The 22,182-nt window shown below is 59.7% G+C and carries 15 protein-coding genes and 2 tRNA genes; 6 read left to right on the top strand and 11 right to left on the bottom strand.

What is annotated here, in order from left to right:
* Positions 1-85 precede the first annotated feature (85 nt).
* The gene (locus AC13CY_RS07285; protein WP_273424756.1) at positions 86-1,546 is read left to right on the top strand and encodes a M48 family metalloprotease; all 1,461 of its coding nucleotides are present in this window, start codon (positions 86-88) and stop codon (positions 1,544-1,546) included.
* A gap of 115 nt (positions 1,547-1,661) precedes the next feature.
* Here the strand turns inward: AC13CY_RS07285 and nadA are convergent, their stop codons facing one another.
* The 8 genes from nadA to purL form a co-directional block, all read right to left on the bottom strand.
* Positions 1,662-2,690 (bottom strand): quinolinate synthase NadA, encoded by a 1,029-nt coding sequence (gene nadA, locus AC13CY_RS07280; RefSeq protein ID WP_483052421.1) that lies wholly within the window; start codon positions 2,688-2,690, stop codon positions 1,662-1,664.
* 391 nt (positions 2,691-3,081) lie between these two features.
* A tRNA-Lys gene (locus tag AC13CY_RS07275) sits at positions 3,082-3,157 on the bottom strand.
* Positions 3,158-3,274: 117 nt separating this feature from the next.
* Positions 3,275-3,350, bottom strand: a tRNA-Lys gene (locus tag AC13CY_RS07270).
* Positions 3,351-3,487: 137 nt separating this feature from the next.
* Positions 3,488-4,363 (bottom strand): 23S rRNA pseudouridine(2605) synthase RluB, encoded by an 876-nt coding sequence (gene rluB, locus AC13CY_RS07265; protein ID WP_062374835.1) that lies wholly within the window; start codon positions 4,361-4,363, stop codon positions 3,488-3,490.
* Positions 4,356-5,150: an SMC-Scp complex subunit ScpB gene (scpB, locus tag AC13CY_RS07260; RefSeq protein ID WP_483052420.1), complete on the bottom strand. Its 795-nt coding sequence runs from the start codon at positions 5,148-5,150 to the stop codon at positions 4,356-4,358. The genes rluB and scpB overlap by 8 nt, the downstream gene beginning before the upstream one ends.
* Entirely contained in the window at positions 5,147-6,112 is a 966-nt protein-coding gene (locus AC13CY_RS07255) for a segregation and condensation protein A (protein ID WP_483052419.1), read from the bottom strand. The genes scpB and AC13CY_RS07255 overlap by 4 nt, the downstream gene beginning before the upstream one ends.
* A 66-nt stretch (positions 6,113-6,178) precedes the next feature.
* Positions 6,179-7,987 carry a DNA repair helicase RadD gene (gene radD, locus AC13CY_RS07250; protein ID WP_483052418.1) on the bottom strand — a complete coding sequence of 603 codons (1,809 nt, stop codon included), beginning with the start codon at positions 7,985-7,987 and terminating at the stop codon, positions 6,179-6,181.
* A gap of 29 nt (positions 7,988-8,016) precedes the next feature.
* Positions 8,017-11,943, bottom strand: coding sequence for a phosphoribosylformylglycinamidine synthase (gene purL / locus AC13CY_RS07245; protein ID WP_483052417.1), 3,927 nt, complete (start codon positions 11,941-11,943; stop codon positions 8,017-8,019).
* A gap of 165 nt (positions 11,944-12,108) precedes the next feature.
* Between purL and mltF the strand changes: the two genes are divergently transcribed.
* A complete protein-coding gene (mltF, locus tag AC13CY_RS07240; protein WP_054645112.1) occupies positions 12,109-13,575 on the top strand; it encodes a membrane-bound lytic murein transglycosylase MltF in 1,467 nt (488 codons plus the stop codon).
* A gap of 7 nt (positions 13,576-13,582) precedes the next feature.
* Here the strand turns inward: mltF and tadA are convergent, their stop codons facing one another.
* Entirely contained in the window at positions 13,583-14,035 is a 453-nt protein-coding gene (gene tadA, locus AC13CY_RS07235; protein ID WP_208596167.1) for a tRNA adenosine(34) deaminase TadA, read from the bottom strand.
* Positions 14,036-14,146: 111 nt separating this feature from the next.
* Between tadA and AC13CY_RS07230 the strand changes: the two genes are divergently transcribed.
* Positions 14,147-14,968 (top strand): acyl-CoA thioesterase, encoded by an 822-nt coding sequence (locus tag AC13CY_RS07230; RefSeq protein WP_062374825.1) that lies wholly within the window; start codon positions 14,147-14,149, stop codon positions 14,966-14,968.
* A gap of 228 nt (positions 14,969-15,196) precedes the next feature.
* Here AC13CY_RS07230 and AC13CY_RS07225 read toward each other — a convergent pair whose 3' ends face one another.
* Positions 15,197-16,468 (bottom strand): malic enzyme-like NAD(P)-binding protein, encoded by a 1,272-nt coding sequence (locus AC13CY_RS07225; protein ID WP_054645111.1) that lies wholly within the window; start codon positions 16,466-16,468, stop codon positions 15,197-15,199.
* Positions 16,469-16,944: 476 nt separating this feature from the next.
* Positions 16,945-17,160, bottom strand: a complete 216-nt coding sequence (gene rpmE, locus AC13CY_RS07220) for a 50S ribosomal protein L31 (RefSeq protein WP_044630499.1) — start codon at positions 17,158-17,160, stop codon at positions 16,945-16,947.
* Between the two features lie 144 nt (positions 17,161-17,304).
* Between rpmE and AC13CY_RS07215 the strand changes: the two genes are divergently transcribed.
* The 3 genes from AC13CY_RS07215 (at position 17,305) to AC13CY_RS07205 (ending at position 22,152) form a co-directional block, all read left to right on the top strand.
* Complete coding sequence (locus tag AC13CY_RS07215; RefSeq protein WP_483052416.1) at positions 17,305-19,560, top strand: primosomal protein N'; 2,256 nt, start codon at positions 17,305-17,307, stop codon at positions 19,558-19,560.
* Between the two features lie 144 nt (positions 19,561-19,704).
* Positions 19,705-21,390 (top strand): arginine--tRNA ligase, encoded by a 1,686-nt coding sequence (gene argS, locus AC13CY_RS07210; protein WP_483052415.1) that lies wholly within the window; start codon positions 19,705-19,707, stop codon positions 21,388-21,390.
* 3 nt (positions 21,391-21,393) lie between these two features.
* Positions 21,394-22,152 carry an SPOR domain-containing protein gene (locus AC13CY_RS07205; RefSeq protein WP_483052414.1) on the top strand — a complete coding sequence of 253 codons (759 nt, stop codon included), beginning with the start codon at positions 21,394-21,396 and terminating at the stop codon, positions 22,150-22,152.
* Positions 22,153-22,182: the final 30 nt, after the last annotated feature.

Genomic DNA, 22,182 nt, shown 5'->3' with positions numbered 1-22,182 from the left:
GATATTGATTTAACGGCACTTCCCTGCCTGAATCAATGTCACACCGTTGTTAGCCGTGCCTATTATTCGAACGAATGGGGATGTCATGCTGCATTTTAGACCCGCCTACTCTCGCTGGGCCTGCACGCTCGCGCTCTCGCTCAGCGCTTTGTGCGTTAGCTTGCCCAGCCACAGCTATGACGACTACCAACTGCCCAGTTTAGGGGGCGCATCGGCATCGGTAAGCAATGAGGAGTTTCGCCTTGGCCGCGCATGGCTGCGCCAGTTCCGCGCTCAGGCCCCCCAGTGGCAGGACCCCATAGTCAGCGATTATTTAGAGAGTTTAGTGGCACGTTTGGCACCCTACAGCCAGCTGGGTAGCCTGCAAACCACCACGGTGATGGTGGATAACCGTTCGCTCAATGCGTTTGCGGTGCCCGGCGGCGTGGTGGGCATTAATTCAGGGCTGTTTGCCTTTGCTGAAGATGAAGGCGCTTTTGTATCGGTGATTGCCCACGAGCTTGGCCACCTTTCCCAACGCCACTACGCCCGTGGCAGCGCCCGTGCAGAACAGACCCAGCTGCCCGCCATGGCGGCTATGCTAGCCGGTATGCTGATTGCTGCCAGCGGCGGCGGCGATGCAGGCATTGCCACCGCCATAGGCTCTCAGGCGGCGCTTATTCAGGACCAGCTCACCTACTCCAGACGTTTTGAGCAAGAGGCTGACCGTATTGGCCTACAGGCCATGGCAGAGGCAGGCTACGACCCAGAGGCCATGGTGCGTATGTTCGATACCATGCAGCGCCTGTCGCGGCTTCAAGGCGGCACGCCGCCTGAATTTCTATTGACCCACCCTGTGTCAGATAGCCGCCTGAGCGACGCCCAAGCGCGGGTTTCTCAGCTTAGCGTGGCCAGCCGCTACACCAGCGATACGCTCTACGACATGATGCGCGCTCGCGCTTTGCTGAGCATTTACCGCAATTCACCCCAGCAAGCGGCTTCGCGGCTGGCTCAGGAGGATGCCGAGGAGCCTGCGCTGCGTTATATCAACGCACTTATTGATGCGCACAATGGTCAAACCGACCGCGCGCTGCAAACCCTCGATCAGCTTGCCAACGAGCTTCCTGATTACGGCATGCTGCCCGCCTCCGCGGCGAACGTAGCCCTGGAAGCCCAACGCTACGATGAGGCCATTTCCCGCAGCCAGCGGCTGCTGCGGCTGATGCCTAACTATCTGCCTGCTCAGTTGACCCTAGCGGAGGCGCAGCTACAGCGCGATCCAGAAGCGGCTTACGAACTGCTTCGAGATATCACCACGCAGCACCCGGAAAGCCCCCAGGGCTTCAACCTGCTGGCAGAGGCCGCCGGGCGCAGCGGGTTTAACGGCTGGGGTCACCTGGCCCGTGCCGAGCACCTGCAGCTCACCGGCCGAGTGGACCGCGGCATTCGACAGTTAAGTATTGCCAAAGACGCCGCCCAGCAAGAAAACGACACTCAGGCGCTAGCGCGCATTGAACAGCGCAGAGAAGCGTTTCTTGAGTACCGAGAGGCGCTAGAGAAGTTTTAGCGCCATAAAGCACATGCAACACATACAAAAAAGCCCGACGCATCGCGTTCGGGCTTTTGGCTTACAGCAGAAACGTTGTACTGATATTAAAGCGCTGATACTTAAGCGCTAATGTTTAAGCGTTAAAGTTCAACATACGCTCAAGGGGCTTTAACGCCTGCTGACGCAAGGCATCATCAACAAAGATCTCGCCGCTGCCTTCACGCAGCGCGCCAGCCAAATTATCCAGCGCGTTCATCGCCATCCACGGGCAGTGGGCACAGCTGCGGCAGGTCGCGCCGTTACCAGCGGTGGGCGCTTCAAAGAGCGTTTTGCCAGGCACCGCCTGCTGCATCTTGAAGAAAATGCCCCGGTCAGTGGCCACAATCAGCTTTTCATTGGGCAGCGTTTGCGCTGCTTTGATGAGCTGGGAGGTAGAGCCAGCCACATCGGCCAGCTGCACAACAGCCTCCGGCGACTCCGGGTGGACAAGCACGGCGGCATCCGGATACAGACGCTTCAAGTCTTGAATGCCTTTCGCCTTGAACTCCTCGTGCACGATGCAGGCACCGTCCCACATCAGCATGTCGGCACCGGTTTTTTTCTGAATATAGCCACCCAGATGCTTATCCGGTGCCCACAAAATCTTTTCACCCTTCTCCTGCAGGTGCTCAATGACCTCCACGGCAATCGAAGAGGTCACGACCCAATCGGCACGCGCTTTTACCGCCGCCGAGGTATTGGCGTACACCACCACCGTACGGTCCGGATGGGCATCGCAGAACGCGCTGAACTCGTCAATCGGGCAGCCAATATCGAGCGAGCAGGTCGCTTCGAGCGTAGGCATCAACACACGCTTTTCTGGGGAAAGGATCTTGGCCGTTTCGCCCATAAAGCGCACGCCTGCAACCACCAGCGTGGTGGCATCGTGACGGGCACCGAAGCGGGCCATTTCCAGGGAGTCCGCCACACAGCCGCCAGTCTCTTCAGCAAGCTGCTGAATGGCATCGTCGGTATAGTAATGCGCTACCAAAACGGCGTTGTTCGCCTTGAGTAACTGCTTGATCTCAGCCACTCGCGCTTCGTCTTCCGCAGGGATACGGGTAGGACAGTATGGGCTTGGTAGCGGAGCGTCTAGCTCAGCTTGAGAGGTCATCATAGTCATTGTGTCTACCACTGTGACGAACAGGGAATCCCCCTGTTAAACACCAGTCACGGCGTATGCGCTCCGCATGCGCCGCACTCGGGGGCAACGGCCGCTGCGTCTCTCGCGGTGGCACGTCACCAGCCTGGCTTGCTTAGAGCCAGGGCTGCCGTGACATCTTCGGCAGCCAAACGATCTATCGATTATGCGTTAACCAATACGTTTTTCACTATTCTTCTAACTATGCTTCTCACCACGCGTCTCACCACTGGACCACCGTGGCAATCACGTTATTGTCATCATATTGTGGTGGACAATCGTTGCCCGCTGCAAGCAGAAAGTCACGTTGCAGCGCGGCAAAACGTGCATAGCAAAACGCCCCTGGCAGCAAGCTACCAAGGGCGTCGGAATTTGGTGGGTCGTGTAGGATTCGAACCTACGACCAATTGATTAAAAGTCAACTGCTCTACCAACTGAGCTAACGACCCAAATTTTGCTGCGCTAATCAAAAACGACTAGCAAATACTACACTAACTCACATCGAAACACATATTGAAAACAAAGCATTGGTGAAACTATTACCTGATGCGTTTGCTTATTTCGGATGGTGGGTCGTGTAGGATTCGAACCTACGACCAATTGATTAAAAGTCAACTGCTCTACCAACTGAGCTAACGACCCGTCCGAACGGATGCATATAGTACGGATACGGCTTGTGAATAGCAAGCCCTTTTTTATCTTTCGTCTATATCTACTGCTCTGCACGGTGCCAAAAAGCCTTACCCCGTGCAGAGCGCACTGCTTGAACCGCGCCTAGCCTAACCGCGCTTGGGTTTCGGCTTGCGCATCGCCTGCACCGGACGACGCTTATGCTTGTCGCGGCTCCAGCGGTTCTTCTCGTCTGGCGTCAGCTCAGGCACTTTGCGGGTTTCCAGGTTGGCCAGCGTCGCTAAGTCATCCACCTCATCCTGAGAGAGTTCGACCCACTCACCGGCTTTCGCCCGCTTGTCGAGGAAGATATTGCCGTAGCGCACACGCTTCAGGCGGCTAACGGTAAGCCCCTGGGACTCCCACAGGCGGCGCACTTCACGGTTGCGGCCTTCCAGAATCACCACGTGGAACCAGGTGTTAATGCCTTCGCCACCAAACTCCTGCACGTCGGTAAAGCGCGCTGGGCCATCTTCCAGCATCACACCGTCGACCATGGCGACGATATGCTCGCGCTTGACGTCGCCCATGACCCGCACCGCGTACTCACGCTCTACCTGGGTAGAGGGGTGCATCAAGCGGTTGGCAAGTTCACCGTCGGTGGTGAACAGCAGCAAGCCGCTGGTATTGATGTCCAAGCGGCCAATGGCAATCCAGCGCTCGCCTTTCAGGCGCGGTAGGCGCTCAAAGACCGTGCGACGGCCTTCCGGGTCTTTACGGGTGCACAGCTCGCCTTCCGGCTTGTTGTACATAATGACCCGGCGCGGCACTTCCTCTTCCGGACGCAGCGTCACCGGGCGGTCATCAAAGCTGACCTTATCCCGCGCTTCCACTCGGTCGCCCAGTTTGGCCACTTGGCTATTCACCTTCACCCGACCATCGGCAATGGCAGTTTCCATTTCACGGCGGGAGCCAAGGCCCGCGCGGGCCAGCACTTTCTGCAGTTTTTCGCTGGTAGGCGGCGTGGTGTTGTTACTTTCACTCATGGTCGTCTGACCTCACATCGTTGGTCTGCGTGTCAGCGTCCTCATGTTGACGCTGCGCACGTGCCGCTAGCCGCGCCTCTAAATCGGCAAAGCTGAGCGGCTGGGTTAACGCCGTCTCGGCGTGGTGGTCGGCACTCTCTGCCAACGTATTCTCATCTTGCTGGGGTGGCGCATCCTGCACGCTTTCAGGCGTTTCGTCCAGTGCTGGCGGCGGGTTTTGTTCGGATGATGCCTCCTCCAGAGAAAGCGCTTCGCGATCGTCACCGTTGACCAGGGTATGCATGGGCGGCAGCGCATCCAGGGTTTTCAGCCCGAAGTCATCCAAAAAGCTGCGCGTGGTGGCATAGACCGCCGGACGGCCCGGCACGTCCCGGTGGCCCACCACGCGTATCCAGCCGCGCTCCATCAGCGTGCGAATAATCGAACTGCTGACGCTCACACCGCGCACATCTTCGATATCACCCCGAGTCACCGGTTGACGGTAAGCGATCAGCGCAAGGGTTTCCAGCAACGCTCGCGAATAGCGCTGGGGCCGCTCGTCCCACAGCCGCGAGACCCAGTGGGCCAAGCGTGGGCGAATGCGTAGCTGAAAGCCAGAGGCGGTCTCGACCAGTTCGAGCGCGCCGTTATCGTGGCGCAGCGCTAGCCGTGAAAGCGCCTCCCTCAACGCTTTGCGGGAAGGGCACTCATCGGCCAAAAATAGCGTTTCCAGGCGCTCAACCGGCAGTGGTTCACCCGCTGCTAGCAGCGCCGCTTCAATAATGTCGTCTAACGTGGTGTCTTTCACCGCGACTCCTCGTCAGGTTCAAACGCGGACTCTTCGAATGCCGAGGCAGCATCGCCCTGCCCCTCTTCCAAACGCTCGAAAGCACCCTCTTCCCCATCGGCCAGCGCCGCTTGGCGGGCGCGCACATGAATGGGCGACAGCGGTGCGTTTTGGACAATCTCAATCATGGCTTCTTTGGCAAGCTCTAGAATGGCCATAAAGGTCACGACTACACCGGCACGTCCCTCTTCCAGGGTAAACAGCGCTTCAAACGGCGTATAACGGCCGCTCTCGCCATCCTGACTGAGCTGCTCCATGATTTTCAGCATGCGCTCGCGGGTGGAGAGCACCTCTCGGCTGATCTGGTGGGCCTGGGCCAGCTCGGCGCGCTTGAGAATATCGGACAGTGCTCCCAGCAGCTCATCAAGCTCTACATCGGGATGGATCACCCGCGTTTCCAGCGGCGGTAAGCCCGCCTGCACGCTGAACCAGTCCCGGCCGACGCGGGGCAGCGTATCCAGCGCCTCAGCGGCCTCTTTTAGGCGCTCATACTCCTGCAGGCGGCGAATCAGCTCGGCGCGGGGATCCTCTTCCTCCTCGCCTTCCGCTTTGGGAGGGCGTGGCAGCAGCGTCCGGGATTTAATCTCCGCCAGCATGGCAGCCATTAGCAGGTACTCACCCGCCAGCTCAATCTCCATGGCTTTCATCAGCTCCACGTATTCAATGTACTGGTGGGTGATGGTGGCCACGTTGATGGTCAGAATATCCAGGTTCTGCCGCCGAATTAAATACAGCAGCAGATCCAGCGGCCCTTCGAAGGCTTCCAGAAAGACCCGCAGCGCTTCGGGGGGAATATAGAGGTCTTCCGGCAGTTGCATGATGGGCTCATCAAACAGACGCCCAAGCGCCTCCACCACCGGCTCGGCAGTAGATTCCGCCACGTCTTGGTCTTGGTCTGGCGCTGCGCTTGGCGTCTCGCTCACGCGGGTCGAATCCTTTATTGATGAGTGGGGAAACAGCAGTGTAACAGCGTGCTTTCAGCGCGGCATCTAGCCAGCATCGGCGGCTTTACGATAGCGCCCTTGATAATCAAACAGCTTATCGCGGATTTGAAAGTGCCGGCCTACCTTTCGCCCCACTACAAAATCCGGGTGGCGCAATCGGCGCTGCTCGTTGACGACCTCATCAGGCGTCGTCGGTTGCCATTGGCCGCCTGGCGCGCGTAGGTGGGCACGCAAAAATACGGCATAAAACGCGCGGCGCTGGGCCGGGGTTTCTAAGGCAAACCATTCGCTCAGACTTTCGCCATCTTCATCGTGGTAGGTGGCTTTTAGGCGCGGCAGGCCACGACCATTGGTGGTCGCCTCTAACTGCATGCCGCTGACGCGCAGCACTTTGGCATCTTTTAGCATCAGCGCATCCTTGAGCTTGTCGTCGGCGTCCACCAGCAGCTTCTCGCAGCCATGACAGCGGCGGGCGGCAATATCGTTCTCAGCGCCGCACTCGTCGCATACTTTGAAGCGAAAGCGAAACTCGCACTGGCGGCGGCGCCCTGCGTCATCCTCAATCAGCCCCTGGCAGCGGCGGCCGAAGTGTTCAATCACCAGCTCGCCGTCGCGCTTGCCCCAAAACAGGTTCGCGTGACCGCAGTCCGGGCAGGGCACCTGCACCGGTTCGCTATCGCTTTCCGGCTTGGGTTCGCCTACTTCCGGGGCGTAGAGATCCCACGGGTTGCCCGCATAGTCGAGAATCAAGCACTCCTCTTTACCCGGCGAGAGGCGCAGCCCGCGCCCCACGATCTGCTGATACAGGCTGACCGACTCGGTGGGCCGCAGAATCGCGATCAGATCGACGTGGGGGGCATCGAAGCCAGTAGTCAACACCGCCACGTTGACCAAATACTTCAGCTGGCGCGCTTTAAACGCATCGATCAGCGCGGTGCGCTCGGCCGAGGCCGTCGCACCGGTAATCAGCGCGGCCTGCTCGGCGGGCAAATAGCCCATGATCTCTTCGGCGTGGGCCACCGTCGCGGCGAAAATCATCACCCCCTGGCGGTCGGCAGCGTACTCCACCACTTGGGCAATGATGCCCGGTGTCGCCCGGTTGCCCGCCACCACCCGGTTGAGTTCCTCCTCCCGAAACAGACCACTGGACGAGGGCGCAAGCGCCGAGAAGTCGTACCCCTCAATGGCCATATCCAGCCGCTTGGGCGCGGCCAAAAAGCCCTGCTTGACCATTAGGCGCAGCGGCTGCTCGAACACACAGTCGGCAAAAAAGCTCTCTTCCGAACCGCGCACCATCCCGTGGTGGTGGCGGTGGTAGATAAAACCCTGCCCCAAACGAAACGGGGTGGCGGTTAGGCCGAGGATTTTTAGCTGCGGGTTCTGGCTCCGCAGGTGCTCAATTACTTGGCGATAGCTGGAGTCCTCCTCCAGCGATACCCGATGGCACTCGTCGATTACCAGCAGAGTAAAGCTGGCGTCGTTGAACTGCTCCAGGTTACGCACCACCGACTGCACCGAGCCAAACACCACTTGGCGGCTAGCCTCTTTGCGCTTTAACCCGGCGCTGAAGATATCCGCCTCCAAGCCGTAGGCTTGGTACTTGGCGTGGTTCTGCTCCACCAGCTCGCGTACGTGAGCCAACACCAGCACCCGCCCACGGGCGAGTCTCGCCAGTTCAGCGATCACCAGCGACTTGCCGCTGCCGGTGGGCAGCACCACCACGGCGGGAGAGCTGGTGGCGCGAAAGTGGCTGACTACTCGCTTGACCGCCTCGGTTTGGTAGGGGCGCAGCGAAGGCGCTGCCGCGTTAGCCAAGAAAGGCGGCCCGGAGGCCGCCTTTTCAGGATGTGTCATCCATCACCTATCGGGTTGATCACATGACGTTAGCCCAGCCATACCCGCGCATTGCGGAACAGGCGCAGCCATGCACCATCTTCGGTCCACTTCGCCGGACGCCAGGAGTTGGTGACCGCGCGGGTCACCCGCTCGGGGTGCGGCATCATGATCGTCACGCGGCCATCCGGCGTGGTCAGGCCGGTAATGCCCGACGGGGAGCCGTTGGGGTTGGCCGGGTAGCGCGTAGTGACTTGACCGTAGTTATCGATATAGCGCAGGGCAATTTGGCTGCTCGACTGCATGCTGCGCAGGTGCGCCGTATCGCGGAACTCGGCGCGGCCTTCCCCGTGGGCCACAGCGATGGGCAGCTTGGAGCCTTCCATACCCGCCAGCAGAATCGAGGGGCTCTTCTCGACCCGAACCATGGAAACGCGGGCCTCGAACTGCTCGGACTCATTGCGCACGAAAGCCGGCCAGTTTTCCGCACCGGGAATCAGCGTTTTGAGCTGCGAGAGCATCTGGCAGCCGTTACACACGCCCAGCGAGAAGCTGTCGTCTCGGTTGAAGAAAGCTTCAAACTGCTCGCGGGCGCGTTCATTGAATAGCACTGACTTCGCCCAGCCGCCGCCTGCTCCCAGCACGTCGCCGTAGGAGAAACCGCCACAGGCCACTAAGCCTTTGAACTCCTCCAGGGAGACACGGCCTTCCAGGATGTCGCTCATGTGCACGTCCACCGCATCGAAGCCCGCTTTGTGGAAGGCCCAGGCCATCTCTACCTGACCGTTGACGCCCTGCTCGCGCAGCACGGCCACCGCCGGCTTGGTGGTGTTGATAAAGGGCGCGCTGATATCGTCGTTGATATCGAAAGTCGGCGCGGCGCTGAGGCCCGGGTCGCGAACGTCGAGCAGGTTGTCGAACTCGTTCTTCGCACATTCCGGGTTATCCCGTAGCGCCTGCATGCGGTAGCTGGTCTCGGACCAGGTACGCTGGGTTAGCTGACGAGTGGTTTCCAGCAGCGGCTCTTCGAACAGCGTTACACGCACTTGGTCGTCGTAACGCGGGCGAGCAATCACGCCGCAGGTTTCGATACCGGCCATGGCGAACTGCGTCAGCACCTCTTCAGTGTGCTCACGGCTTACCTGGATCACCGCCCCCAGCTCTTCAGAGAACAGCGCGTTGAAGGCTTCTACCGGCTCGTCGATCAGCCAGTCGAGCTTGATTTCGAGACCGGCGTGCGCGGCAAAAGCCATCTCCAGCAGCGTCACCAACAGGCCACCGTCGCTGCGGTCGTGGTAAGCCAGCAGCTTACCGTCGCGGTTCAGACCTTGGATCACTTCGAAAAACGCTTTCAGATCTTCCGGGTCGTCCACATCGGGGCACTCATCGCCCACTTGGCCATAGACCTGCGCCAGCGCCGAGCCGCCAAGACGGTTCTGGCCGTTCCCCAGGTCGATCAAGATCAGATCAGACTCGTCCTGTTCCAGGTTGATCTGCGGCGTCAGCGTCGCCAGCGCGTCGGTCACCGGCGCAAAACCTGTGACCACTAGCGACAGCGGCGAGGTAATGCTCTTCTCTTCGGCATCCTCGCCCTCTTGCCACGCAGTGCGCATGGACATCGAGTCCTTGCCCACCGGTACAGCGATGCCAAGCGCCGGGCATAGCTCCATGCCGACGGCATGAACGGCGTCGTACAGCGCCTGGTTTTCACCGGGGTGGTCGGCGGCGCTCATCCAGTTGGCAGAGAGTTTGATATCCGACAGCTTGGCAATCGGCGCGGCGGCTAAGTTGGTAATTGCTTCTGCCACCGCTAAGCGCGCGCTGGCGGCGGGGTTGATGAGCGCCACCGGCGGGCGCTCGCCCATGGCCATGGCTTCACCGGCATGGGTATCGAAGCTGGCGGTGGTGACCGCTACGTCGGCCACCGGCACCTGCCAGGGGCCGACCATCTGATCGCGAGCTACTTGGCCGGTGATGGAACGGTCGCCGATGGTGATCAGGAAGCTTTTCGAGGCCACCGTGGGCAGGCGCAGCACCCGATCCATCGCTTCGCGCAGGTCCAGGTTATCCAGCATGACGCCCGAGAGCTCAGGGGTTTGGCGCTCAAACGAACGGGTCATCTTCGGCGGCTTGCCAAACAGCACGCTCATGGGCAGATCGACCGGTTTGGTCTCGAAGTGGCCGTCGCGCACTTCCAGGTGGTGCTCCGCCTGGGCTTCGCCCACTACCGCGTAAGGGCAGCGCTCGCGCTTGCACAGCGCGTCGAAGGTATCCAAGTCTTCAGGGGCTACTGCCAGTACGTAGCGCTCCTGGGCTTCGTTACACCAGATTTCCAGCGGGCTCATGCCCGGCTCGGCATTGGGCACCGCACGCAGGTCGAACAGACCGCCACGGTTGCCGTCTTTTACCAGCTCCGGCAGGGCGTTAGACAGCCCGCCCGCGCCTACGTCGTGAATGAAGCGAATCGGGTTTTTCTCACCCAGCGCCCAGCAGCGATCGATGACTTCTTGGGCACGGCGCTCAATTTCCGGGTTTTCCCGCTGCACAGAGGCGAAGTCCAGGTCCGCGCTGGACTCACCGGAGGCCATGCTGGAGGCCGCACCACCGCCCAGGCCGATCAGCATCGCCGGGCCGCCCATGACGATCAGCTTGCCGCCGACCGGGATCTCGCCTTTTTGCACGTGTTGTGCGCGAATGTTGCCGTAGCCACCGGCAATCATGATCGGCTTGTGGTAGCCGCGACGCGCAATGCCGCCTTCGCCGAGCGCATCCTGCTCGTAGGTGCGGAAGTAGCCGGTCAGGTTGGGGCGGCCAAACTCGTTATTGAACGCGGCACCGCCAATCGGGCCGTCCAGCATGATATTGAGTGCGGACTGCATGCGCTCGGGCTTGCCGTAGTCGAAGGCTTCCCAGGGCTGAACAAATTCAGGAATGCGCAGGTTAGAGACGGTAAAGCCGGACAAACCTGCTTTCGGCTTGCCGCCGATGCCGGTCGCGCCTTCGTCCCGAATCTCACCGCCAGAGCCGGTGGCCGCACCGGGGAACGGCGCAATGGCCGTGGGGTGGTTGTGGGTCTCCACCTTCATCAGAATGTGGATCGGCTCTTGATGGGCATCGTAGCTGGCACGCTCGCCCTCGGCACCGGTGAGCGGCGTGGGGAAGAAGCGTCCGCCGTGGCTGCCTTTGATCACCGCCGCGTTATCGCTGTACGCAGAGAGCACGTTATCCGGTGACGTGGCGAAGGTGTTCTTGATCATCTTAAACAGCGAGTGGCTCTGGGCTTCGCCGTCGATGACCCAATCTGCATTGAAGATTTTGTGGCGGCAGTGCTCAGAGTTCGCCTGGGCGAACATCATCAGCTCAACATCGCTGGGGTTGCGGCCTAGCTCGATAAAGGCGGCTACCAGGTAGTCGATCTCATCGTCTGCCAGCGCAAGGCCAAGTTCGCGGTTAGCCGTGACAAGAGCGTCGCGACCGCCTTCCAGAATATCCACGCTGCCAAGGGGCGCAGGCGAGTGGTGGGCAAACAGTTTGCCCGCCTCGGCTACGTCGGCCAGTACGTGTTCGGTCATGCGGTCATGGAGCAGCGCGCTAATCGCTTCCAGCTGTTCTGTGCTGGGTGCGCCGCGCAGCTCTACGCGGTAATCAATGCCGCGTTCAATGCGGCTGATCTGGCTAAGCCCGCAGTTGTGGGCAATGTCGGTTGCTTTAGAGGACCACGGTGACTGGGTGCCTAAACGCGGGACGACCAAAAAGCGCTGGGCGTTGTCGGGAATCTCTTGGCTGTCTCGGCTGCCGTACTCCAGCAGTTTCGCCAACCGCGCCTCGGCGGCATGATCGAGCTCTTCGTGGTGGTCAATGAAGTGGACGTAATGGGCAGACAGTGCCTCCACCTCCGGAACACGGTCACGCAACACCGTTAACAGCCGTTCATGGCGGAAGGCAGAAAGGGCGGGTGCGCCTCGCAGTTCGAGCATATCTGGGAGCCTCTAAAGCAGGGAGAGTTCGAGCAGGAAATCACCGGGCCGCAAAGCGGCAATCCCACTATGATACTGGAAAGCGACGGCCACACGAAATCAACAAGGTGACAGCGTCTATCAGGCTGGGTATCGTGGCAGACTGTTCCATGTTGACAAGACATCATGCCGACATTGATTTACCAACACTTTATCGCCTATTACCGGGCGTATTTCGCGATGATCGCGACACTTTTGCTTATTTTGGTGCCGCACAGTTCGTCGGTACCAAGCGGTGAACATTTAGCGCAAATTAATGCAAAAGAGTTCATCACTATTCACACTCGCAACACACCTACCACCTATTACGAAGGCCGCCAGGGGCCGACTGGCTTTGAGTATGAGTTGATGCACCGCTTTGCGGACTACCTGGGAGTTAGCCTCAACCTGAACGCAAGCCACCACCCGGAGAGCGTGCTCCCCGCCGTGCGCGAGCAGGGCGACTTAGGTGCCGCGGCCCTCCCCCTGCTGGCGGATTCACCAGGCATTCACTACACCCGCTCCATCATTCAGATGCAGCCGCTGGTGGTGTATCGCCGCGGGCTCAACGGCATTGATGAACCGGCAGATCTTGTCGACCTGGAACTTGGCACGCTAAGCGAAGCGGGCACCAGTCAGGCACTGCTATCACTGCAGCGTGACTACCCCAGCCTTACTTGGAAAGAGTCTCACGAGCTTGAAGTGGCCGAACTACTGGCGCGGGTAGAGAGCGGCACCCTGGATGCGGCGATTATTTTTGATCATCAGTTTCGTTTGAACCGGCTGTTTTTCCCTAACGTCGAACGCGGCTTCTTTTTAGGCGAGCCGCTCTCTCTGGCCTGGGCGGTTCCTAGCGGCCGCGGACTTGGATTATTAGAAGCCGCCAATCAATTTCTCCAGGAGCTGCAAGAGAACGGCACCCTGGAGCAGTTGGTAAGTCGCTATTTTGGCCACGATGACTATCTTGAGTACGTGGGCACTCGAACGTTTCTCGCCCACCTTGACGAACGTCTGCCCAACTACACCGAGCTATTCAAGCAAGCGGCCCGCGATACCGGCTTTGATTGGAAGCTACTGGCCGCCGTCGGGTATCAAGAGTCGCACTGGGACCCGACCGCTGTATCCCCCACCGGGGTTCGCGGCCTGATGATGCTGACCAACCCCACGGCCAGCGAAATGGGCGTAGCCGACCGCACCGATGCTGCACAGAGTATTGATGGCGGCGCGCGCTACCTGCGCAGTATTAAAGACCGGCTTCCAGACAGCATTACCGGGGATGACCGGCTCTACATGGCCATGGCAGCCTACAATGTAGGCCTTGGCCACCTTTACGATGCGCGTAAGATTGCCGAGATGCGCGGCGGCGATCCGGATCGCTGGCAGGACGTTCGTGCGGCGCTCCCGCTCTTACAGGAACGAGAGTGGCATAGCCAAACCCGCCACGGCTATGCCCGTGGCGGCGAGCCGGTCATCTATGTGCGCAACATCCGCCGCTACTACGAGATGATTGAGTATGTGGAGCGCAGCCGACAACAGTTTTTCCAGCTAGAGCAAACGCCAGCCAGTGAAGAACCATTATTGCTGTTCGATATTATTCCGCCGGTTGAGCAGTAATCGCGCGCTAACGTTTTTCAGCGAAAAACTGCTTGAGCAGCCTTTTGGCCGGCACTGCTAGCACGCCGCCCGTAATCTCTATCTGATGATTAAACCAGGGCTGAGCAAGCAGGTTGGCCTTTGACTCCACCATGCCCGTGCGTGGCTCGGGCGCGCCGTATACCAAACGGGCAATGCGCGCATGCACCATAGTGCCTGCGCACATCATGCAGGGCTCTAGCGTTACAAACAGCGTACAGCCCTCTAAACGGTAGTTGCCCAGCCGCTGCCCCGCCTCGCGTAGCGCACGCACCTCGGCGTGGCCGCTGGGGTCGCAGCTTGCCAGCGGTGCATTGTGGCCAGCACCAATAATCTCCCCCTGGGTATCCACCACCACCGCGCCCACCGGCACTTCTCCGTTGGTAAACGCCAGGTGCGCTTGGTCCATAGCGCGGTGCATGTAAAATTCATCGCTGCGTATCAAGGCAAACTCCGCTAAGGTAGCAAAACGATCGTTTTAATAGCGTGATGGCCGCACTGGGTATACTTGCAATCATCGGCGGGAAAACAGACAGCACCAAGGATACAGAGAATGAACGACGCGCTGAAGTCACTGGTCAACTTGTTAGAGCTTGAAACCCTTGAAGAGACGCTATTTCGAGGCCAGAGCCAAGATTTAGGCTTTCCCCAACTGTATGGCGGCCAAGTGTTGGGCCAGGCACTGGCCGCAGCGGCGCGCACGGTGCCGGATGAACGCCGCCCGCACTCCCAGCACGGCTATTTTTTGCGCCCAGGCGACCCGCACCGCCCGGTGGTGTATCAGGTCGATACCATTCGCGACGGCGGCAGCTTTACCACACGGCGGGTGACGGCTATTCAGAAAGGGCGACCGATCTTTTTCTGCAGCGCCTCTTTTCAGAGCGCTGAAGAGAGCATCAATCATCAGCGGGCCATGCCAGAAGTGCCCACGCCGGAAGCGCTTATAGAGAGCGGCGATGCCAAACACGCGCGCTTCCCCGGCCACCCTATCGAGTTTTTGCACTTGAAGGATAAGCCGGACAGCGCGTCACCGGCCGGTCAGTGCCTGTGGTTCCGCTTTGCAGGTGGACCGCTCCCGGATGACCCGACACTGCATCGTCATCTGCTCTCTTATGCGTCAGATTTCAACCTGCTGACCACCGGACTGATTCCTCATGGCATCAAGTACACCGACCCGAAACTGCGCATTGCCAGTCTCGACCATGCGATTTGGTTGCACGAAGATACGCGGCTAGATGAGTGGCTGCTGTACGCCATCGACTCCCCCTGGAGTGGTGGCGCACGGGGCTTGGCGAGGGGCCATATTTATCGCCGCGATGGGCGTTTAGTCGCCACGACGGCGCAGGAGGGGTTGGTGCGCTATCCGCAGTCTTGAACCTCTGCTCTAAACACCTCTAAAAACAGCAACGCCCGCAGTGTGCGGGCGTTGTAAAATACCGGTCAGCACAACCCTAGACGGGGGGCGCTGTAAACCCGTCCTTGGGCGCTACTTTCGCCATCTGACCGCCATGGATGGTGGAAATACCGAAATTGCAGGGAGCATTTTTCGGCCATGGCGAAAGACCCCCGTTACGGGCTGCCCTGACCTAAGTGGCCTTGTTAATTACCCACCATACACGTCATTAATGGTTTTCAGCGGGTAGTGAGCCGGGTACGGCTTGCGGGCCACGCCAGAGTCGACCGCTGCCTGGGCCACTGCAGATGACACGCGCGCCAGCAGACGGATATCCACCGGCGTGGGGATGATGTAATCACGCCCGAAGCTCATCTCGGTACGCTCGTAGGCGTTCAGCACTTCCTGGGGAACCGGCTCGCGGGCCAGGTCTTTCAGTGCATGCACCGCCGCCAGCTTCATGGCTTCGTTGATACGCGTGGCGCGCACATCCAGCGCGCCGCGGAAGATGAACGGGAAGCCCAGCACGTTGTTCACCTGGTTCGGGAAGTCCGAACGGCCGGTGGCCATGATCACATCCGGGCGCGCTTCGCGGGCTACGTCCGGGTGAATTTCCGGGTCGGGGTTGGTGCAGGCGAAAATCACCGGGTCAGCGGCCATTTTCTTCACCTGATCTGCAGAGAGCAGGCCCGGGCCAGAGAGGCCGATAAACACGTCCGCGCCGTCGATGGCATCGTCCAGCGTGCGCATGTCGGTATCGCGGGCGAACTCCGCTTTGTACTCGTTGATGCCGTCACGCTCAGTGTGAATGACGCCACGACGATCCAGCATCACTAAGTTCTCTTTCTTAGCACCGCAGGAGATCAGCAGGCGCATACAAGCAATAGCAGCCGCCCCGGCGCCCATGCAGACGATTTTCACGTCTTCAATCCGCTTGCCCGCGATATCCAGCGCGTTGAGCATGCCCGCAGCGGTCACAATTGCCGTGCCGTGCTGGTCATCGTGGAATACAGGGATGTTGCAGCGTTCAACTAACGTCTTTTCGATCTCAAAGCACTCAGGCGCTTTGATATCTTCCAGGTTAATACCGCCCCAGGTGTCGGCAATGCGGGCAACGGTGTCGATAAACGCCTGCGGGCTTTCAGCGTCTACTTCGATATCAACGGAGTTAATGCCCGCAAAGCACTTGAACAGCACGCCTTTACCTTCCATCACCGGCTTACTAGCCAGCGGGCCAAGGTTGCCCAAACCCAGAATCGCACTGCCATCTGAAATAACCGCGACTAGGTTACCTTTGCCGGTATAACGGTACGCATTTTCCGCTTCGCGAGCGATTTCGCGAACCGGCTCAGCAACGCCTGGGCTATACGCTAGCGCCAAATCCCGAGCTGTCGCGGTGGGCTTGGTCAACTCCACGGAAAGCTTACCGGGGATCGGCTTAGCGTGATAATCCAAAGCTGCCTGCTTATTTGCATCCGTCATAGTAAAGGTCTCATCAGCCTAAAGTAGAAAAGTTGTATCAGAATATAGAAAAAACCTAGGCGCCTCAAGCACGTAGTAAACTTACCTACGAAACGATCGTTTTAGCCACATTCCCTTCCATTTCGGAACTTTTCCACGTTATTTGCTGCAACTTATGCATCCAGCCATCAGCTATAAAGGTTTCCTTATTGATGCAGCGCAGTATTTTTGGAAATAAATTCCAATAAGAGCAACACATAGTTATCCACACCTGGTTGTCAAAACACCCTGTGGAAAAGATGACCAAGTAAGTAGAAAAAGAACCGCGTTAGGAGGGCAACACGTCAAGCAACGTGCCGTAAAGCAAGTGGCAACACATTCAGGCAGTAGGAACGCTAATAAAAAGGGTAGTCCCTTAGGGACAAAAAGCCCACGCCGTGGCGTGGGCTTTTGCACAGAGCACAATGCGTGCCTGCGATAGGCTTAATCCGTTAGGATTAGCCGCGCTTGATAGCAGCGCCGAAACGCTTGTTGAAGCGCTCTACGCGGCCACCAGTGGTCGCTTGCTTCTGCTTGCCCGTGTAGAACGGGTGGCAGTTGGAGCATACGTCCAGAGAGAAGTCCTGACCAGAGGTAGAACCGACCTGGAAGCTTGCACCGCAAGAACAGTTGGCGGTGACCGTGTTGTAATTCGGGTGGATACCTTGTTTCATCTTGAGCCTCATAAGCTATATGCCGCCACCTGATCCGTTGCCAGGCACCGCATACGGGTTTGAAAAACTGCTAACCGGTTAACCGCTCCATCCGATAGATTCAGAGCGGCCGCGCATTCTAGCAAACTAATCGCCGGAGGCCAATTGTCCGATTCTGTTTCTGCCCAGCCATCGTCACCTGGGCTGCCTAAGGGCGCTTTTCAGGTGCTCAAGGTCGCGTTACCGTCGCCGCTAAGACGCCTGTTTGACTACTTACCCGCACCGAGGGCTCCCGCCTGTGGCTGGCAGCCTGGGCTGCGGGTAAGGGTGCCGTTTGGCCGCCGCGATGTCGTCGGAGTGGTGGTGTCTTTGGCTTCCGGCAGCGAATTACCGCGCTCGCAGCTGCGGGCCATCGGTGAAGCGCTGGATGAGGGCCCATTACCCAGCGACTGGCAGTGGCTGTGCCAGTTTGCAGCGCGTTACTACCAGCACAGCCTGGGCGATACCATGCAGCACGCTATGCCCGCCAGGCTACGCCAGGGCCACCCTATGGCAGGGCGCACCCAAACCCTGTGGCTTCCGCTACCCAACGATGAAACAGCGCTGGCACGCGCGCCTAAACAGGCGGAGCTTTATGCGCTTCTTCGCCAGCACCCTCACGGGCTGCCGGGCCGCGCCGTGAGCGCCCACGGCTTCACCCGAGACCAGCTATTAGCGCTGCAAAAAAAAGGCTTTACCCAACCCCAAGAGATTACCCTCACCGCCGCTCAACCCACCGGCGGAAGCTTACTCGCCTCCCCGTCGCTGCCGCTCAACCGTGAACAGGCCACTGCGCTATCCGTGCTGCATGAAAAACTCGACGGCTACCACCCCTGTTTATTGGAAGGCGTGACCGGTAGCGGCAAAACCGAGATTTACCTACAGCTCATCGAAGCGCTCGCTGCCAAAGGAAAGCAGTCCCTGGTGCTCGTGCCCGAAATTGGCCTTACACCGCAAACGCTAGCGCGGTTCAAAAGCCGTTTTCGCGTGCCGGTGGTGGCGCTGCACTCCGGGCTTACCGACCCAGAGCGCTTGGATGTATGGGAAGCCGCCGCCAACGGCCGTGCGCTGGTGATCATCGGCACCCGTTCGGCCATTTTCACCCCGCTGGCGAACCCCGGCGCAATCATCGTCGACGAGGAGCACGATGGCTCCTATAAACAGCACGACGGGCTGCGCTACCACGCCAGAGATTTAGCCGTTGCCAGGGCGCACTATCACGGCATTCCCCTATTACTGGGCAGCGCGACGCCCTCGTTTGAAAGCCTGCAGCAGGCGCTTACGGGCGCTTATCGTCACCTACGGCTAACTCAGCGGCCCAGCCGTCACCCGCCCGCTAAGCTGGAACTGATCGACCTGCGTCATCAGCGCCGCCAAGGGGGGCTGCTGCCCAACGCGATCAAAGCCATCAAAAGCACCCTCGCGGCGGGCAAGCAGGCGCTCATTTTTATCAATCGACGGGGCTTTGCGCCGAGCCTGGCCTGCCATAGCTGCGGCTGGATGGCCGAATGCGGCCAGTGCGATGCGCGCATGACGCTACACCGCCAGCCGCCGCTACTGGCCTGCCACCACTGCGACAGCCGCCGCGCCCTGCCGGATGCCTGCCCAGACTGCGGCAGCGGCGACTTGCGTGCGCTGGGTAGCGGCACGGAGCGTACCGAGGAGACACTCCAAGGGCTGTTCCCTGACACCACCGTTCACCGCATTGACCGCGACAGCACGCGCAAAAAAGAGAGCTTCGAGCAGGTGCTCAAAGAGATTCAGCGCGGCGAACCCTGCCTGCTGGTGGGCACCCAAATGCTCGCTAAGGGCCACCATTTACCGCATGTCACCTTAGTGGTGGTCGTTAATGCCGATGGCGGCCTGTACGCGGCGGATTTTCGCGCCCTAGAGCACAGCGCACAGCTATTGGAGCAAGTAGCGGGGCGCGCAGGCCGCGCCGCTCACCCTGGCCGCGTGCTGGTGCAAACCCTCCACCCGGATGACCCACACCTAGGCCAGCTGGCCGAACATGGCTACGGCGCACTGGCCCGCAACCTGCTGGAAGAGCGCCGCATCGCCAAGCTGCCGCCGTTTTGTTTTATGGCGCTGCTACGCGTAGAAAGCCCACAGGAGCAGGCGGCGCTTGCGCTGGCTCAGCACGCCGCTCAGGCGCTACGCCAGTGGCTGAAGGACGCCAATGTGCCAGTGCGCTGCCTGGGGCCCGTACCCGCCCCCATGGAGCGTCGCCAAAACCGCTACCACATCCACGTCATGATTACCGCTGACAAACGTAGCCACCGCCACGCCGCCGCTAACTGGCTGGTGCAGTGGTTAGAAGCCAACCGAGAGGCGCGCAAAGTGCGCTGGTCGATTGATATCGACCCACAAACCCTGGCCTAGCCGTAAGGGCTTGTATCCAACGCAGGTCCTATCCTAAGGGAATACGGCTTTGAAACTGCGCGCCAATTGCCGATAATGGCCGCTTTGCCGCTGTGTTACCTGAGCGCATGCACACGCCGCCACCGACGACATCCGGATATTTAAATGAAAGATACGATTATTTCTCTGCTCGAAGGCGCGGTTGACGCGCTTAAGCACCAAGGCGTGCTGCCCGACGATTTAAAACCCACCATTAAGGTGGACCCCACGAAAGACAAAGCCCACGGTGACTACGCCACCAACCTCGCACTGATGTTGGCCAAGCCTTCCGGCATGAAGCCACGCGAGCTGGCCGACACCCTCGTCGCCGCCCTGCCCGCCAGCGATGCCATTCAAAAAACTGAGATTGCGGGTCCTGGGTTTATCAACTTCTTTGCCGCCACGGACGCCGCTGCGCAAATCGTTGCTCAGGTGCTGGATAGTGGCGATGCTTTTGGCCGCAGCCTAATCGGCAAAGGCGAGAAAGTGCAGGTGGAGTTTGTCTCTGCCAACCCCACTGGCCCGCTCCACGTAGGCCACGGCCGCGGTGCAGCGATTGGCGACAGCCTTTGCCGCCTGCTGGAAGCCACGGGCTACGACGTGACCCGCGAGTTCTACTACAACGACGCGGGTGCTCAGATTAAGAACCTAGCGCTTTCCGTTCAGGCTCGTGCCAAAGGCCTCGGCCCCGACGATGCCAGCTGGCCGGAAGATGGCTACCGCGGCGAGTACATCGTGGATGTCGCCAACGACTATATGGCGGGTAAAACGGTCACCGCCGATGACCGCGAAGTAACGGCTAAAGCGGATGCGGATGATTTAGATGCCATTCAAGCCTTTGCCGTTGCCTGGCTGCGCCGCGAGCAGGATTTAGACCTTAAAGCCTTTGGCGTTGAGTTTGACGTCTACTTCCTGGAGTCCTCGCTTTACGAAAAAGGCAATGTCGACGCCACTGTCGAGAAGCTGGTCGCCAACGGCCACACCTATGAAAAAGATGGCGCGATGTGGCTGCGCACCACCGACTTTGGCGATGACAAAGACCGCGTAATGCGCAAGCGCGAAGGGGGTTACACCTACTTCCTGCCCGACGTCGCCTACCACCTGAACAAATGGCAGCGCGGTTTTAAAACCGTGATCAATGAACAGGGTGCTGACCACCACTCCACCGTCACGCGCGTACGCGCAGGCCTGCAGGCGCTGGAAGTGGGTATCCCACAGGGCTGGCCCGATTACGTGCTGCACCAAATGGTCATGGTGACCCGCTCAGGCGTTGAGGTAAAACTGTCCAAACGCGCGGGCAGCTACGTCACTATTCGCGATTTGATTGATGAAGTGGGCCGTGATGCAACGCGCTTCTTCCTCGCCGCTCGCCGCGCTGATTCCCAGCTGACCTTTGACATTGATTTAGCGCGCTCGCAGTCAAACGACAACCCGGTGTATTACGTGCAGTACGCCCATGCGCGGGTATGCAGCATGCTGCGTAAAACCGAAGATGCCGGCCAACCGTTTGACCACAGCGTCGCCATGGCCAATTTAGCGCTACTGGATAGCGACCAGGAAAAAGCCGTTCTTAACCGCTTGGCTCGCTACCCAGAAGTGGTTGAGCACGCTGCGAAAAACCGCGAGCCTCAGCAGGTTGCCCAGTACCTACTGGATTTAGCCGGTGACTTCCACACCTGCTATAACGCGGTCAAAGTGATGGTCGACGACGACACGCTGCGCAACACTCGCCTAGCCCTGGGCCTGGCAACCCGCCAAGTGCTGCGCAATGGTCTGGACCTTATGGGTGTTAGCGCACCCGAGGAGATGTAGTTCATGGCCAGCCCGCGCACTAAGCCCACCCGCCGTGGAGCCACGTCGCAGCGTAAGTCCGCCCGCCGCTCTGGGGGCGGGCTACGCATTCCCGGCTGGCTGTGGGGGATTGTCGGGGTCGCCGCTGGTTTTTTCCTCGCCCAGCACCAGCACGGCACTGCTCCCTGGCAAGATCAGCAGGAGGTTCCTCAGGCGACGGTACTGCCAAAACCCGCGGGTAGCGATGAGCGCAGCGCAGCGCGGCAAACCGAAACGCCCACCGAGCCCTCCATGCCTACGTTCGAGTTCTACACGCTGCTGCCTGAAACCGAAGTCATCGCCCCCGGCGGAGCGATTCCCTCGACCGTCACGCCCCCGACCGTAACGGCCAGTGATGCAGACGCAAGCGATACGGCAACCGATAGCACAGAAACCGCCACCAGCACGCCTGCTGACGACCCCATTGCTCAGGTGATTGCCGCCAACACGCGCCCCAACGAGCAGGCCGCTGCCGCTCAGCAGGCACCCGCGGCCAGCAATAGCACGCCCAGCCGCTATATGCTGCAAGCCGCTTCGTTTCGTGAGATTAGCGATGCCGAACAGCTGCGCAGTCGTTTGCGTAACCTAAGCCTGCTAGCGCAGATCAGCGAAGTGCAGGCCAACGGTGATACCTGGCACCGGGTTCAGGTTGGCCCCTACGACGACACCCGCGAGCTCAACCGCGCTCAGGACTTAATGAGCACACAAGGCATTGAGCCGCTGCTGATACAGCTACAGAACTAACTAACAGCGTGCTGGGCTGCGCCAGGCACG

The organism is Vreelandella sp. L-15 (genome assembly GCF_056857635.1).
This window is presented reverse-complemented; position numbering and strand designations above follow the sequence as displayed.

What these genes read in the sequence shown, in the direction of transcription:
- AC13CY_RS07285 (WP_273424756.1), top strand. Translation starts at nt 86, where the DNA reads ATGCTGCATTTTAGACCCGCCTACTCTCGCTGGGCCTGCACGCTCGCG.
- nadA (WP_483052421.1), bottom strand. Translation starts at nt 2,690, where the DNA reads ATGACTATGATGACCTCTCAAGCTGAGCTAGACGCTCCGCTACCAAGC.
- rluB (WP_062374835.1), bottom strand. Translation starts at nt 4,363, where the DNA reads ATGAGTGAAAGTAACAACACCACGCCGCCTACCAGCGAAAAACTGCAG.
- radD (WP_483052418.1), bottom strand. Translation starts at nt 7,987, where the DNA reads ATGACACATCCTGAAAAGGCGGCCTCCGGGCCGCCTTTCTTGGCTAAC.
- purL (WP_483052417.1), bottom strand. Translation starts at nt 11,943, where the DNA reads ATGCTCGAACTGCGAGGCGCACCCGCCCTTTCTGCCTTCCGCCATGAA.
- mltF (WP_054645112.1), top strand. Translation starts at nt 12,109, where the DNA reads ATGCCGACATTGATTTACCAACACTTTATCGCCTATTACCGGGCGTAT.
- AC13CY_RS07230 (WP_062374825.1), top strand. Translation starts at nt 14,147, where the DNA reads ATGAACGACGCGCTGAAGTCACTGGTCAACTTGTTAGAGCTTGAAACC.
- AC13CY_RS07225 (WP_054645111.1), bottom strand. Translation starts at nt 16,468, where the DNA reads ATGACGGATGCAAATAAGCAGGCAGCTTTGGATTATCACGCTAAGCCG.
- rpmE (WP_044630499.1), bottom strand. Translation starts at nt 17,160, where the DNA reads ATGAAACAAGGTATCCACCCGAATTACAACACGGTCACCGCCAACTGT.
- argS (WP_483052415.1), top strand. Translation starts at nt 19,705, where the DNA reads ATGAAAGATACGATTATTTCTCTGCTCGAAGGCGCGGTTGACGCGCTT.
- AC13CY_RS07205 (WP_483052414.1), top strand. Translation starts at nt 21,394, where the DNA reads ATGGCCAGCCCGCGCACTAAGCCCACCCGCCGTGGAGCCACGTCGCAG.